This window comes from Serratia odorifera (assembly GCF_041448735.1).
Lineage (GTDB): Bacteria > Pseudomonadota > Gammaproteobacteria > Enterobacterales > Enterobacteriaceae > Serratia_F > Serratia_F odorifera.
Map to the genome: position 1 here is coordinate 54,904 of NZ_JBGMUT010000005.1, position 13,680 is coordinate 68,583.

Consider the following 13,680-nt stretch of genomic DNA (forward strand, 5'->3'; position numbering starts at 1 on the left):
GGGCCGGTAATAACGGAATTAAATCGCTCGCAGTTCCATATATTGGAACTGCGACGGTGCCTTATTGCCATAAATATCTCTTTTCGCTGTTGCAGGGTTATTCAGGGGAAATGACGTAATGAAGCCAAATACCACAATCAATCCGTTGCGGGATATCGGCACGCTGTTGGTGATGGTGGCGCTGTCGGTGATTGGCGCAATTATCGGCGTGCAGCTTATTACCACGCTCGGCGTGACGCCGAATACCTCGATTATCGGCGCGCTGCTGGCCATGCTGCTGGCGCGTCTTCCGTTGCAATTCTTCCAGCGCTATCGTTCGGTGCATACGCAGAATCTGGCACAGACGGTGATCTCTTCCGCCACTTTCGGCGCGGCTAACAGCTTGCTGATGCCGATTGCCGTGCCCTATGTCATGGGGCAACCGCAGCTGATTCTGCCAATGTTCTGCGGCGTGGCGGCCGCGATGCTGCTGGACGCCTATCTGTTATACCGCCTGTTCGATACCAAAGTGTTCCCGGCCGCCAATGCCTGGCCGCCGGGCGTGGCGGCGGCGGAAGCCATCAAGGCCGGTGACCGGGGCGGCAAACAGGCTTGGTTGCTGGTGGTCGGCGTAGCGATCGGCATTGCCGGCTCGATGCTGAAGATCCCGATGGCGGCGTTTGGCACCGCGTTTATCGGCAATATCTGGGCGCTAAGCATGTTCGGTGTGGGTCTATTGCTGCGCGCCTATGCCGAACCGGTGGCCGGCGTTGATATCAATGCGCTGTATATTCCGCACGGCGTGATGGTAGGCGCCGGGCTGGTGGCGTTGATCCAGGTGATCCAGGTGATTCGCAACAAGCGTCTCGACGCCGGCTCCAGCCACACGCAGCCGGATAGCGAGGTGCGCAAGGCGCTGGGCCTCGGCGCGGTGGGCTACGTGGCGATCGCCGCGCTGCTGGCGCTGGCGGGTGGATTGTACAGCGAAATGTCACTGACCCTGCTGGTGCTGTTTGTGATTTATGCCGCCTTTGCCGCCTTTGTACATGAATTGATTGTCGGCATTGCGGCGATGCACTCCGGCTGGTTCCCGGCGTTTGCCGTGGCGCTGATAACCCTGATTATCGGCATTTTGATCGGTTTCCCGCCGTTGGCGCTGTGTATTCTGACCGGCTTCACCGCCGCAACCGGGCCGGCGTTTGCGGATATGGGCTTCGATCTCAAGGCCGGTTTTATCCTGCGCGGGCATGGCAAAGACCTGCAGCAGGAGCTGTTGGGGCGGCGTATTCAATTGGGCGCGGCGTTGATTGCCTTTGTGGTGGCCATTCCGGTGGTGTACTTCTCCTACAGCAGCTATTTCTTGCAGGATCTGGTGCCGCCGGTGGCGCGGGTGTATGCCAAAACCATCGAGGCCGGTGCCCAGCCAGGGATCGCCTGGAGCCTGCTGGTATGGGCGATTCCGGGCGCCATCGTACAGTGGATCGGCGGGCCGAAGCGCCAGCTTGGCGTACTGTTGGCCACCGGCTTGCTGATCAACAACGCATTGGCCGGCTGGGCGGTGATCGTCGGGATCGCGCTGCGCATCCTGATTATCAAGCGCTGGGGAGACAAAGGCCGTACGCCGATGGAAATCATGGCCGCCGGTTTTATTGCCGGCGACGCCCTGTACAGCTTCTTTAACTCGCTGTTTTCCAGCAAGGGTAAATAACTCGCCCGTTACATCACTAGGTGAAAGGTTGACATTATGAGCTTGCAACAAACCCTACAGGTTTTTGAATTAATTGATAATGCTTTCGTCAGCGGCCAGGACGTGGTCGATCTGTTTGCCGGCTATCCCGGCGTTACGGCTACCACCCGGCGCGCCAGCGGGCCGAAAGGCTCGACCGACTTCGTACGTATCGACATCCCCGGCAGCGCCGGCAAGAGCCAGGGAGGCGATGCGCCAACCCTGGGTATTGTCGGGCGTTTGGGGGGCATTGGCGCCCGGCCGACGCGCATTGGGCTGGTTTCCGACGGCGACGGCGCGATTGCCGCCATCAGCAGCGCGTTGAAGCTGGCCGAGATGCAGCGCAAGGGCGATGTGCTGGCGGGCGACGTGGTGGTTACCACCCATATTTGTCCGAATGCACCGACCCGGCCGCACGATCCGGTGGATTTTATGGATTCGCCGATCGATGACGTCACGATGAACGACAATGAAGTGGTGGCGCAAGCCGATGCGATCCTGTCGATCGATACCACCAAAGGCAACCGTATTATCAATCACAAAGGCTACGCGTTGTCGCCAACGGTGAAAGAGGGCTATATCCTGCGGGTTGCGGAAGATCTGCTGCGTATTATGGAAATGACCAGCGGTCGCCCGGCGGTGACCTTCCCGATCACCACGCAGGACATTACGCCATACGGCAACGGCGTACACCATCTCAACAGCATTCTGCAACCGTCGACCGCCACTGGCGCGCCGGTGGTCGGCGTGGCGATTTGCAGCGAATCGGTGGTGCCTGGCTGCGGTACCGGCGCCAGCCATGAAGTGGACATTGCGTTGACCGTCAAGTTTGCGGTGGAGGTGGCGAAGGAATTTGGCCGCGGAACCTGCCGTTTTTATGACGTCGATGAATATGCCCGGCTACTGTCGCTGTACGGTAGCCTGAGCCACCTGCAAACAAGGAAATAATCATGAGCGCTTCGTTTGCCACCCTGACTATCGGCCAGGCGCCGCGCAGTGACATCATGCCGCTGCTTTCTGCCTACCTGCCCGAATCCTCGACGACGCACATTGGGCTGTTGGATGGCCTGACTGCGGATCAGGTGGCGGCGCGTTATGCTCCGCTGCCGGGAGAGAAACGGCTGGTGACGCGCTTGCTGGACGGTTCACAGGTCACACTGGCAGCAGCGCGTGTGGAGCAGGGGCTGCAGCAGAAGATCCGCGAGCTGGAACAACGGGGGTGTGAGGTGATCCTGCTGCTGTGCACCGGCGAGTTTGGCCATTTGCAGGCCGAACAGGCGCTATTGCTGGAGCCGGATCGCATCATCCCCCCGCTGATCGCCGCGATTGTCAGCCAACATCGGGTGGGCATTGTGGTTCCGGTGGCGGAGCAAATCAACGAACAGGCCGGAAAATGGCAGCAGTTGGCGACGCCGCCGTGCTTTGCCGTTGCCAGCCCCTATCTGGCCGACGAGGCGCGGCTGGAACAGGCGGCCAACGCCTTGCAGCAGCAGGGGGCCGAGGTGGTGGTGCTGGATTGTATTGGCTATCACCAGCGGCACCGGGACTTTCTGCAGGCCCGGCTGGATATTCCGGTATTGCTGTCCAACGTACTGGTCGCCAAGCTGGCGGCAGAGCTAATTGACTGATTCAAAAAATAATAAAATCGCATTCTATCATCCGTCCGGGGCCGTCAGGCCCCGTTTTTTCATCTCGGGCCACAGGCTTTGTCGAGCGGTTTGCCAATCACAGCATTTTCCTCTGCGCAGCGATCGCATTTCACGTTGAAAACCAGTGACAGCATAGGCGCGATGCCCCAATATGGTTGTTCCACAAAGATAATTACGCGGGTGCAAGTCTATGCTGAATGTGAATGAGTATTTTGCCGGAAAAGTAAAATCAATCGGTTTCGACAGTAGCAGCATCGGTCGTACCAGCGTCGGAGTGATGGAAGAAGGGGAATATACCTTTGGCACCGCCCAGCCGGAAGAAATGACGGTGATTACCGGTGCGCTGAAGGTGCTGTTGCCGGGGGCGCCGGACTGGCAGGTGTTTATGCCTGGCGAGAAGTTTTTTGTGCCGGGGCACAGTGAGTTCAACGTGCAGGTTGCCGACGCGACGGCCTATCTGTGCCGTTACTTGAGTAAATAAACCCGCAATCAATGGCAAGGGGCTCGCGATGCAGAGCCCCTGAGTGCCGTTCCTTCAGGTCGGATTAACGCTGCGCTTCACCGCCCAGTGCTTCAATGGTGTTCTGAATCAACGCCGCCAGCTCGCTGGTCATCAAAATAAAATCGGCGTCGAAGCGTTGAGCGAAGTCATCGCGATCGATATCGTCGTTCTGCTCACGCAGCGCGTCGGCGAACTTCAGGCGTTTTAGCGAACCGTCGTCAGCAATCACCAACTGAATACGCTCTTGCCAGTCCACGGCCAGCTTGGTGACCAGTTTACCGGCTTCGATATGCACCGCGATTTCATCGCTGATCAGGTTCTGCTTCTTGCAACGGATCACTCCGCCGTCTTCCAGAATGGCTTTTAACTCGGCTTCATCCTGAATGATAAACCCGGCTGGCAGTTCACCAGAGCGCACCCACTCGGTCAGCGTCAGCTCAATCGGACTTTCCATGGTCAGCGGTACCACCGGCAGAGAACCCAGGCTCTTGCGCAGCAGCGCCAGAGTATCTTCGGCGCGTTTGGCGCTGGCGGCATCAACCATGATCAGACCGTTGACGGTATCGATCCACATATAGGTCTGATTGAAGCGGCTGAATGCGCGCGGCAACAGGCTGTGCAGCACTTCGTCCTTCAGCGCGTCTTTTTCTGTTTTCTTCAGCTTGCGGTGCTGTTCGCCTTCCAGTTTGTCGATTTTTGCCTGCAATTCCTGCTTGATAACCGGCGAAGGCAGAATTTTTTCTTCCTTGCGGGCACAGATCACGATCTGGCCGTTGATCGCATGCGTCAATGCATCACTGTGTGAGCCCATTGGGGAGACCCAGCCGGTTTTTGCCATATCCTGGCTGCCGCACGGCGTAAAGGAAAACGCGCCAAGCTGTTTTTCCATTTCATCCGCGTTTAGCGCAACCTCGCGGCTTAAACGGTAAACCATCAAATTCTTAAACCACAGCATAAAGTTATCCCTGGCTGGGCGTGCTTTCCGCACGCTGATTCATCAAAAGCAGGGCGGCATGATACCCAATTGACGCTGAAAAATCGCCTCATTCCTCTGATTTGCGTGCGCGCAGCTATTGCGGCACACTCGGCGCAATACGATAAATGTCAGCAGCGCATTGAGGAGAAAATCGTGCGGATTGGTATCGATTTGGGTGGAACAAAAGTTGAAGTGATTGCTTTGGCGAACGACGGGCGCGAGCTGTTTCGTCACCGTATCGCCACGCCGCGAGATGATTATCAGCAAACGCTGCGGGCGATAACCGGGCTGGTCAAAATGGCCGAAGACCACACCGGCGAACAGGGTTCGGTGGGCGTTGGCATTCCCGGAACGCTGTCGCCGTTTACCGGGCTGGTGAAAAACTCCAACTCGACCTGGCTCAACGGTACGCGATTGGATAAAGATCTGTCTGCGATGTTGCAGCGTGACGTCAGGCTGGCCAATGACGCCAACTGTCTGGCGGTTTCCGAGGCCACCGACGGCGCCGGCGCCGGCCAGAAAGTGGTGTTTGCGGTGATTGTCGGTACCGGCTGCGGGGCTGGCGTGGCGATTAACGGCCAGGTGCATGCTGGCGGTAACGGTATTTCCGGCGAGTGGGGGCATAACCCGCTGCCGTGGCTGGATGATGATGAACTGCGCTATCGCGCTGAAGTGCCGTGTTATTGCGGTAAGCAGGGCTGCATCGAAACCTTTATATCGGGAACCGGCTTCGCCACCGACTATGCGCGTCTGAGTGGGCAGTCGCTGACGGGGCAGCAAATCATGGCGCTGGCCGAGCAGCAGGATGCGTTGGCGGAACGGGCGATCGCCCGCTATGAAATGCGTCTGGCCAAGTCGCTGGCACAGGCGATCAACCTGTTCGACCCGGACGCTATCGTCCTGGGGGGCGGCATGAGCAACGTGGAACGGCTGTATCAAACCGTACCGCAGTTGGTAAAACCCTGGGTATTCGGCGGCGAATGTGAAACGCCGATCCGCAAGGCGATGCATGGCGATTCCAGCGGCGTGCGCGGCGCAGCCTGGCTGTGGCCGCAACGGTAATCGGGCGTTGGGGGAAGGGCCAGCCCTTTGCCGGTTATGTGCCGCTGATTTCGCTGCGTACCCGTTCAATATGAATGGTCAGAAACATCATCTCTTCACCGGTCAACTGATGCTGATAATTGGCTGCAATATGCTGATTGATTTTCCCGGCACAGGCAAATGACTCGCGGTATTTGGCTTTGACCAGCTGATACAGCGAGTCGTCCTCGCTGTCGACGTAGTTGCTGCCGAGCAGGCGTTGAGCGAAGAATTTCAAATGCGTCACAAACCGGTGGTAACTGAGCGCATCCTCATTGTAATCAAAGCGGAAATGGTATTTGACGATATTCAGTATTTCCTGCATTACGCGGGTGATATGCAAGGTGTTTTTCATTTCGTCGTTAAGCTGCGCATTCACCAGATGTAGGGCGATAAAGCCGGCTTCGTCCTCTGGTAGCTCGGCGTTTAACCTTTGCGCGATCAGCGCCAGCGCCTCTAGCCCGACGGCAAACTCGGCAGGGTAGAGTTTTTTGATTTCCCACAGCAGGACGTTGCGAATGTCCAGCCCCTGCGCATGGCGTTGCAGCGCGAAATGAATGTGATCGGTCAGCGTGATATAAACGATGTTGTGCAGTTTGCCCGGCAGGCGCTGGCGGGCCAGGCTGATGATCTTGTCGGCAGTCGTGATGCAGGTCAGCGGAATTTCAGCCAACAGCGCCTGGTAACGTTCGGTCATCGCGCTGCCGTTGGGGGTGAACACTTTTTCGATCAGGCTTTCATCCAGCCTGTCGCCGATGTTCTTTTTAAAGCCGATCCCTCGCCCCATCACCACCGTTTCTTGTTGGCGATCGTCGAGCGTAATAACGACGTTGTTATTGAGTATTTTCTCTATTTTCATGCATTTTCCGCCGTTACAGACCGTTAAAAAACAAAAAACCTGACGTCCAAGAGCATCCTGGAGGTCAGGTTTTGCCTGCATGCGCAGTAACAATCCTACTGCCAGTCATGATAAACGTTCTTACTGGCGGCTCAACGTATTTCCGCGTGGACTGCCGCCGCGATCACATTTCCATCCGGCCTGTCAGGGATGTTCCACCTGGTATTGCGCCTCGAGGCGGCTTACTCCCAGCCCGTTGACTTTCTTTACCTTGATCTGCACTGGAATACGTTCTTTCATCGCCTCGACGTGGCTGATCACGCCGATGGTTTTGCCGGAGGCGTTCAGGCTGTCGAGTGCATCCAGCGCGGTATCCAGCGTTTCTGCGTCCAGCGTGCCGAAACCTTCGTCCAGGAACAGAGAATCGATGCTGGTTTTATGGCTGACCAGATCGGACAACGCCAGCGCCAGCGCCAGGCTGACCAGGAAGCTTTCGCCGCCGGACAGGGTGCGAGTATCGCGCAACGCGTCGGCCTGCCAGGTATCCACCACCAGCAATTCCAGCGCGTCGCTGGTTTTGCGTTGCAGCAGGTAGCGGCCATGCAGCCGGCCAAGCTGATTATTGGCCAGATACACCAGATGATCGAGCGTTAGCCCTTGCGCAAACTTGCGGAACTTGTCGCCTTCTTTTGACCCAATCAACTGATTGAGCAGGCTCCAGTCATCGTACTGTTGCTGGCTTTGGGCGATCTGCGCCAGTAGTGCCTGCTGGTCGTTGCGGCGTTGGGCATCGCTTGCCAACTGATGGCGCAGCTCGCCCTGGCGGAACTGCAACGTCTTCAGTTGTTGCAGTAATGCCTGATGCTGAGCGGCGAGCGCTTCGCCGTCGCTCCGCGGGTCGGCAAGCGCGTTCGGCTGCTGCTGTTGATGCTGTTCCAGCGTTAGTATCGCCTGTGCCAGCAGCGCGTCAGCCTCGACGCGGCGTTGCTGCAAGTGCTCCTTGTGCTGTTGCAGGCGTTGGCGTTCGGCCTCGTCCAGCAAGGCGGCACTAAAGGCCGTTACATCGCTGAATTCGCTGGCGGCCAATGCCTGTTGCCAGCGCGTCTGCGCATGTTGCAGGCGTTCGGCCAACTGCGCCAGCTGCTGCTGCAACCCGGCCAACTGGCCGGTCAGGCGATCGCGTTGTTCCTGTGCCTGCTGCAAGCGCTCGCTGGCCTGGCTGCTGCTCTGCTCGTCGGCGGCTTGCCGTACCCGCAGGTTTTCGCGCACCTGCGCGACCTGCTGCTCGCCGAACAGCGTCAGCCGTTGCGCACGCAGCGTCGCGTGTTGCTCCTGCGCCTGCTGCCATTGCTGTTGCAACCGTTGTTGCTGGCGTTGTGTTTCAGCGAGGTTTTTTTCCAGCAGGTTGCAACGTTCGTTGAGCAAAGCGCTCTGCTGCTCGGCCTGTTGCTGTTGCGTTTGCAGCGTGACCAACGCGTCCTTGGCCTGCTGTACCGCCAACGCCGCCTGTTCATGCTGGGTCAGCAGTTGGCCGCCTTCACGCTCTTGGTTTTCACATTGTTCCAGCCAGTCGTGCAGACGTTGGCTATCCTGCAAACCGAAACTGAACGCCAGCGTGGCGGTCAATTGCTGCCAGCGCTGCTGATGCGCCGCCAACTGCTGTTCATCCAGGGTGATGGCTTGCTGTTGGCGCTGTAGCTGTTGCCTGAGGCTGTCATGGCGAGCACGCAGCTCAACGCCCTGCTTATAAATGACCTCGGTCTGCGTCTTGATGCCGTCCAGCCGTTGGGCGGTTTCCGACGGTTGCAGCGTTTCATAATGGCCGATCGACGGATGTTTGGTCGAGCCACACAGCGGACAGGGCTCGCCGGGTTGCAGACGACGGCGCTCGGCTTCCAGACTGACGATCTGCTGCTCCAGCCGCAGCGTTTTTTCCACTTCCTGCTCAAGCGATTTTTGCTGTTGATAGAGTAGACGGGCCTGCTCCAGCTGTGGCTCCAACTGGCTCAGTTGCTGCTGACCGTCGTTGAACTCCTGTCGCTGTTGTTGCAGCCGTTGGCTAATCTGTTGGCTCAGCGTCGAGAGGCTATAGAGCTGTTGGCGCGTCGGCCGCAGTTCGCCGAGCTGGCTTAAGCGCTGACGCAGCGTTGCCAGCGGTGTTTGCGCCTCCAGCGCCTGTTGCCGTTGCTGCTGCGCTGCCAGCGCCTGGTTCAGACTAACCGATGTGCCTTGATGCTGTTCCGCCTGCGCCGCCAACTGGCTGCGTTCGGCGTTGATCGTTGCCAGCGTGCGTTGCTGCTGCGCGCACTGCCGTTCGGCATCGTCGAGCGTTTGGCGCAGTTCGTGGCGATTTTTTTCTAGTTGAGCAATCTGGTGATCGAGCGGCACCACCTGCTCATCGATCAGTTGCTGTTGCTGCTGGCGCAGTAACGTCTGTTTTTGTTGCTCGGCTCGCGCTTGCTCCAGCGCCTGCTGCAATGGCGCCAAGGTGGCGTTGTGCTGCTGCCGTTGTTGCTCGAGTTGGGCAATCTGTTGTTGCAGCGTCTGATGCTCGCTGTGACAGCGCTGGTGTTCGTTGAACAGCGGTCGCAGTTTCTCTGCCGGTTCGCTGCGCGCCAGCGCTTGCAGCTGTGGTTCAGCCTGGCGCTGTTGTTGCTGCACCTCGCTCAGCCGTTGCTGATATTCCTGCTGTTTGTTCTGCGCCTGCTGCCACTGTTGCAGCCAGTTCAGCGCCTGTTGAACCTGCAGCGCCTGTTGGTTCAGCGCGGCTTCTTCGCTGCGTAATGCGTTGAGCTGGGTTTCCAGCTGTTGGCGTTGTTCATCGTCCAGCAGTGCTATGCCGCTGGCGCGTTGTTGCAGGGCATCGAGATCCAGCCGTGCCTGTTTATGCTGTTCAAATACCCGTTCTGACAGCTGGCCGTAAATCTCGGTGCCGGTCAGTTCCTCCAGCAGTTCGGCGCGATCGTTGGCATCGGCGTTGAGAAATGCGGCAAACTGCCCTTGCGACAGCATCATTGACTTGGTAAAACGGCCAAAATCCAATCCGGTGATGGCGGCAATCAGCTCCAGCTTGTCGCGCACCTTGTCGGCGACGATCTTGCCGTCGGCCAGCAGTGCCAGCTCCACTTTGGGTGCCTGCAGGTTGCCGTTCGGATCGTTTTTGGCCCGTCGCTGGCTCCAAAAAGCGCGATAGCCGATGCCCTTCACTTCGAATTCCACTTCGGCCAGCGATTCGGCGGTGTGGCGCGTCATCAGTTCGTTTTGGCTGGGGGAAACCTGCAGTCGCGGTGTTTGGTGATACAGCGCCAGGCACACCGCGTCGAGCAGGGTGGTTTTCCCAGCACCGGTCGGGCCGGTAATGGCGAACAGGCCATTGCTGGCAAAGGGTTCGCTGCTGAAATCTATTTTCCATTCACCCTGCAGCGAGTTGAGGTTTTTTAGCCGTAGGCTCAAGATTTTCATGCCGAAGGCTCCTGTTGCTGCACCGCGTCCACCGATTGGCGGAACATTTCACGCATTCGCTCGCGGCGGGGGGCGGCCAACTCGGTTTCCAGCGCTAACCGTCGCTCAAAGACCTCGTTGACGCTCAGTTCGTTCAGCGTCTCTTTGTCCTGGCGGTCAATCACCTGACGGCGCTGTTCTTTGCTGCGTCGCAGCAGCACCACCTCTACCGGCAGTTCATCCGTCAGATGTTGGATGCGCCGCTGGATGTCGCTCAGGTAATCCTGTGTTGCTACCTCGATATCCAGCCATACCGGCAACTCGCCATGATAATCGGCGAACTGCTGCAACTGGCGCTCTATTTGCGGTAAATCTCCCTTGATCAACTGCATCGGCTGAACGCAGGGGATTTCCAGCGGCGTAATTTTACGCAACGCGCCGTCGGCAAAATCTACCATAAACACGCTTTTGGCGTTACCCAACTCGTCGAAACTGAGCGGGATAGGCGAACCGCTGTAGCGGATGTGTTCGCTCTTCGCCACCATTTGCGCGCGGTGAATATGGCCAAGTGCGATATAATCCGCAGGTGGGAAGGCCTGCGCCGGAAAGGCGTCGAGCGTGCCGATATAAATATCGCGCACCGAATCGGAGCTGGTCACGCCAACGGTAGTCAGGTGGCCGGTGGCGACGATCGGCAATGCGCCACCGAGCGCATCACGGCGCGTACAGGCGGCCTGATACAGCGTTTGATAATGCTCGGCAATCGCTTCTTGCAACGCCGCCTGTTTCTGGCTGCCGGATTCACCGGCCCGGCTGAGCAGCAGATCGCGTGGGCGTAAAAAGGGAATCGCGCACAGCACCGCGCCGGGTCGGCCGTCACGTTGATTCAGTATCACGATCTGCCGGTCGAGTTCGCTCTGTGCATTGGCGATCACGGTGGTATTCAAGCAGGATAATAATTCACGCGATTCGTTCAGCGTCGCCACGGAATCATGATTGCCACCCAGCACCACCAATTGGCAGCCGGTGCGCTGCAGTTCCACCACGAAACGGTTATACAGCTCGCGCGCGTAGCTCGGCGGTGAACCGGTATCGAACAGGTCGCCGGCAACGATCAGCGCGTCTACCTGCTGTTGGTCGATCTGTTCAATCAGCCAGCGCAAAAATGCCTGATGTTCGGCGGCGCGGCTTTTGGTGAAGAAGTGTTGGCCAAGATGCCAGTCGGAGGTGTGTATCAGGCGCATGTTTCTACCGTAGCGTAAAAAATGTTGCGATGATTATAAGGGCAGGGAAACAAAAAAGGGTTTTTCTGCACGCTCGAATTTGTCGCTATGCTTAATGGCATTCATAAAGTGACTTTTGCAACGCGGTTTATTTCATAAATCTGTCACAAAACTGACGCATAATGGCGCCCGCAATCAAATTGTGATCGCTAACACATTGGCAGGATTGACGATGGCAAGACGCATACTGGTGGTGGAAGATGAAGCGCCGATCCGTGAGATGGTGTGCTTTGTGTTGGAACAGAATGGTTACCAACCGTTGGAAGCCGAGGATTATGACAGCGCCGTGACGCGCCTGTCTGAGCCGTTCCCTGATTTGGTGTTACTCGACTGGATGCTGCCTGGCGGCTCCGGCATTCAATTTATCAAGCATATGAAGCGCGAAGCGCTGACCCGTGACATTCCGGTAATGATGCTGACCGCGCGCGGCGAAGAAGAAGATCGGGTGCGCGGCCTGGAAGTGGGGGCTGATGACTACATTACCAAACCGTTTTCCCCCAAGGAGCTGGTGGCGCGTATCAAGGCGGTCATGCGTCGCATATCGCCGATGGCGGTAGAAGAGGTGATCGAAATGCAGGGCCTGAGCCTGGATCCTTCTTCACACCGGGTGATGGCCAACGAACTGGCTCTGGATATGGGGCCCACCGAGTTCAAGCTGCTGCATTTCTTTATGACCCATCCAGAGCGTGTTTATAGCCGCGAGCAGTTGCTTAATCACGTCTGGGGCACTAACGTTTATGTGGAAGATCGTACCGTTGACGTGCATATCCGCCGGCTGCGAAAGGCGCTGGAGACCAGTGGTCATGACAAGATGGTTCAAACCGTTCGGGGCACCGGTTACCGGTTCTCAACGCGCTATTAAACGCGCCGTGCTGGAGAACATAACGTGCTAGAACGCCTTTCCTGGAAGAGGCTGGCTTTGGAGCTGGCCCTTTTCTGTTTGCCCGCGCTGTTGCTGGGCCTGATTTTCGGGTATCTGTCCTGGTGGCTGCTGACGGCGGTACTGGCCGCGCTGATGTGGAACTTCTATAACCAGCTCAAGCTTTCGCACTGGCTATGGGTGGATCGCAGCATGACGCCGCCGCCCGGACGTTGGAGCTGGGAGCCGCTGTTCTATGGCCTTTACCAGATGCAGCAACGCAACCGTCGGCGTCGGCGTGAACTGGCCTTGCTGATCAAGCGTTTTCGCAGCGGTGCCGAGTCGTTGCCCGACGCGGTAGTCATGACCACCGAAGAGGGGAATATCTTCTGGTGCAACGGACTGGCTCAGCATTTGCTGGGCTTCCGCTGGCCGGAAGACAATGGCCAGCATATTCTCAACCTGCTGCGTTATCCTGAATTCAGCAGCTATTTGCAACAGCAGGAATTCTCGCGCCCGCTGACGCTGCAACTCAATAATGAACATTACGTTGAGTTTCGCGTCATGCCCTATTCGGAAGGGCAGCTGTTAATGGTTGCCCGCGATGTTACCCAGATGCGTCAGCTCGAAGGCGCCCGACGCAACTTCTTTGCCAACGTCAGCCACGAATTGCGCACGCCGTTAACCGTGCTGCAAGGCTATCTGGAAATGATGAGCGACCAGGAAATGGACGGCTCGCTGCGCAGCAAGGCGCTGAGTACCATGCAGGAGCAGACCCGGCGCATGGACGGGCTGGTGAAACAGTTGCTGACGCTTTCGCGCATCGAGGCGGCGCCGATCGTTGATATGAACGAAAAGGTCGACGTGCCGTTGATGCTGCGGGTGTTGCAGCGCGAGGCCCAGTCGCTGAGCGGAGGTAATCACCAGATTACCTTCCGGGTGAATGACGGATTGAAGGTGTTTGGCAACGAGGATCAACTGCGTAGCGCGGTATCCAACCTGGTGTACAACGCGGTAAATCACACGCCGACCGGCACCCATATCGAAGTCAGCTGGCAACAGACGCCGCATGGCGCGCAGTTCCAGGTCAGCGATAACGGGCCGGGGATTGCCGCCGAGCACATCCCGCGGCTGACCGAACGTTTCTATCGCGTCGACAAGGCGCGTTCCCGCCAGACCGGCGGCAGCGGGTTGGGGCTGGCGATCGTCAAACACGCGCTGGGTCACCACGATGCGCGGCTGGAAGTGCTCAGTGAACCGGGTCTCGGCACACGTTTCATTTTTACCTTGCCTAACCGGTTGATTGTTCCTGCGGCTTTGTCAGAGAATGCGCTGAAACATTAACGC

At 57.9% G+C, this 13,680-nt stretch carries 11 protein-coding genes; 7 read left to right on the forward strand and 4 right to left on the reverse strand.

Annotated elements, in window-relative coordinates:
- Positions 1–118: 118 nt before the first annotated feature.
- The 4 genes from ACCC84_RS14445 to ppnP all read left to right on the forward strand — a co-directional run bounded on the left by ACCC84_RS14445 (position 119) and on the right by ppnP (position 3,835).
- Positions 119–1,687 (forward strand): OPT/YSL family transporter, encoded by a 1,569-nt coding sequence (locus ACCC84_RS14445; protein WP_004954749.1) that lies wholly within the window; start codon positions 119–121, stop codon positions 1,685–1,687.
- A gap of 36 nt (positions 1,688–1,723) precedes the next feature.
- A complete protein-coding gene (locus tag ACCC84_RS14450) occupies positions 1,724–2,653 on the forward strand; it encodes a DUF1177 domain-containing protein (RefSeq protein WP_004954747.1) in 930 nt (309 codons plus the stop codon).
- A 2-nt stretch (positions 2,654–2,655) separates the two neighbouring features.
- Complete coding sequence (locus ACCC84_RS14455; protein ID WP_371902017.1) at positions 2,656–3,333, forward strand: AroM family protein; 678 nt, start codon at positions 2,656–2,658, stop codon at positions 3,331–3,333.
- A 211-nt stretch (positions 3,334–3,544) separates the two neighbouring features.
- Entirely contained in the window at positions 3,545–3,835 is a 291-nt protein-coding gene (gene ppnP / locus ACCC84_RS14460; RefSeq protein WP_004954742.1) for a pyrimidine/purine nucleoside phosphorylase, read from the forward strand.
- 64 nt (positions 3,836–3,899) lie between these two features.
- Here the strand turns inward: ppnP and rdgC are convergent, their stop codons facing one another.
- A complete protein-coding gene (gene rdgC / locus ACCC84_RS14465) occupies positions 3,900–4,811 on the reverse strand; it encodes a recombination-associated protein RdgC (RefSeq protein ID WP_004954739.1) in 912 nt (303 codons plus the stop codon).
- 174 nt (positions 4,812–4,985) lie between these two features.
- On the opposite strand from rdgC, the gene mak reads away from it, so the two are divergent.
- The gene (gene mak / locus ACCC84_RS14470; protein ID WP_198773373.1) at positions 4,986–5,894 is read left to right on the forward strand and encodes a fructokinase; all 909 of its coding nucleotides are present in this window, start codon (positions 4,986–4,988) and stop codon (positions 5,892–5,894) included.
- 34 nt (positions 5,895–5,928) lie between these two features.
- On the opposite strand, the gene licT is transcribed toward mak, so the two are convergent.
- From licT to sbcD, 3 genes are all read right to left on the reverse strand, one after another.
- On the reverse strand, positions 5,929–6,771 hold the full coding sequence (gene licT, locus ACCC84_RS14475) for a BglG family transcription antiterminator LicT (protein ID WP_039991063.1): 843 nt from the start codon (positions 6,769–6,771) through the stop codon (positions 5,929–5,931).
- A 183-nt stretch (positions 6,772–6,954) separates the two neighbouring features.
- Positions 6,955–10,212 carry an exonuclease subunit SbcC gene (gene sbcC, locus ACCC84_RS14480; RefSeq protein WP_198773372.1) on the reverse strand — a complete coding sequence of 1,086 codons (3,258 nt, stop codon included), beginning with the start codon at positions 10,210–10,212 and terminating at the stop codon, positions 6,955–6,957.
- A complete protein-coding gene (gene sbcD / locus ACCC84_RS14485; RefSeq protein WP_004954729.1) occupies positions 10,209–11,435 on the reverse strand; it encodes an exonuclease subunit SbcD in 1,227 nt (408 codons plus the stop codon). The genes sbcC and sbcD overlap by 4 nt, the downstream gene beginning before the upstream one ends.
- A 211-nt stretch (positions 11,436–11,646) precedes the next feature.
- On the opposite strand from sbcD, the gene phoB reads away from it, so the two are divergent.
- Entirely contained in the window at positions 11,647–12,336 is a 690-nt protein-coding gene (phoB, locus tag ACCC84_RS14490; protein WP_004954725.1) for a phosphate response regulator transcription factor PhoB, read from the forward strand.
- 24 nt (positions 12,337–12,360) lie between these two features.
- A complete protein-coding gene (gene phoR / locus ACCC84_RS14495) occupies positions 12,361–13,677 on the forward strand; it encodes a phosphate regulon sensor histidine kinase PhoR (RefSeq protein WP_004954723.1) in 1,317 nt (438 codons plus the stop codon).
- Positions 13,678–13,680: the final 3 nt, after the last annotated feature.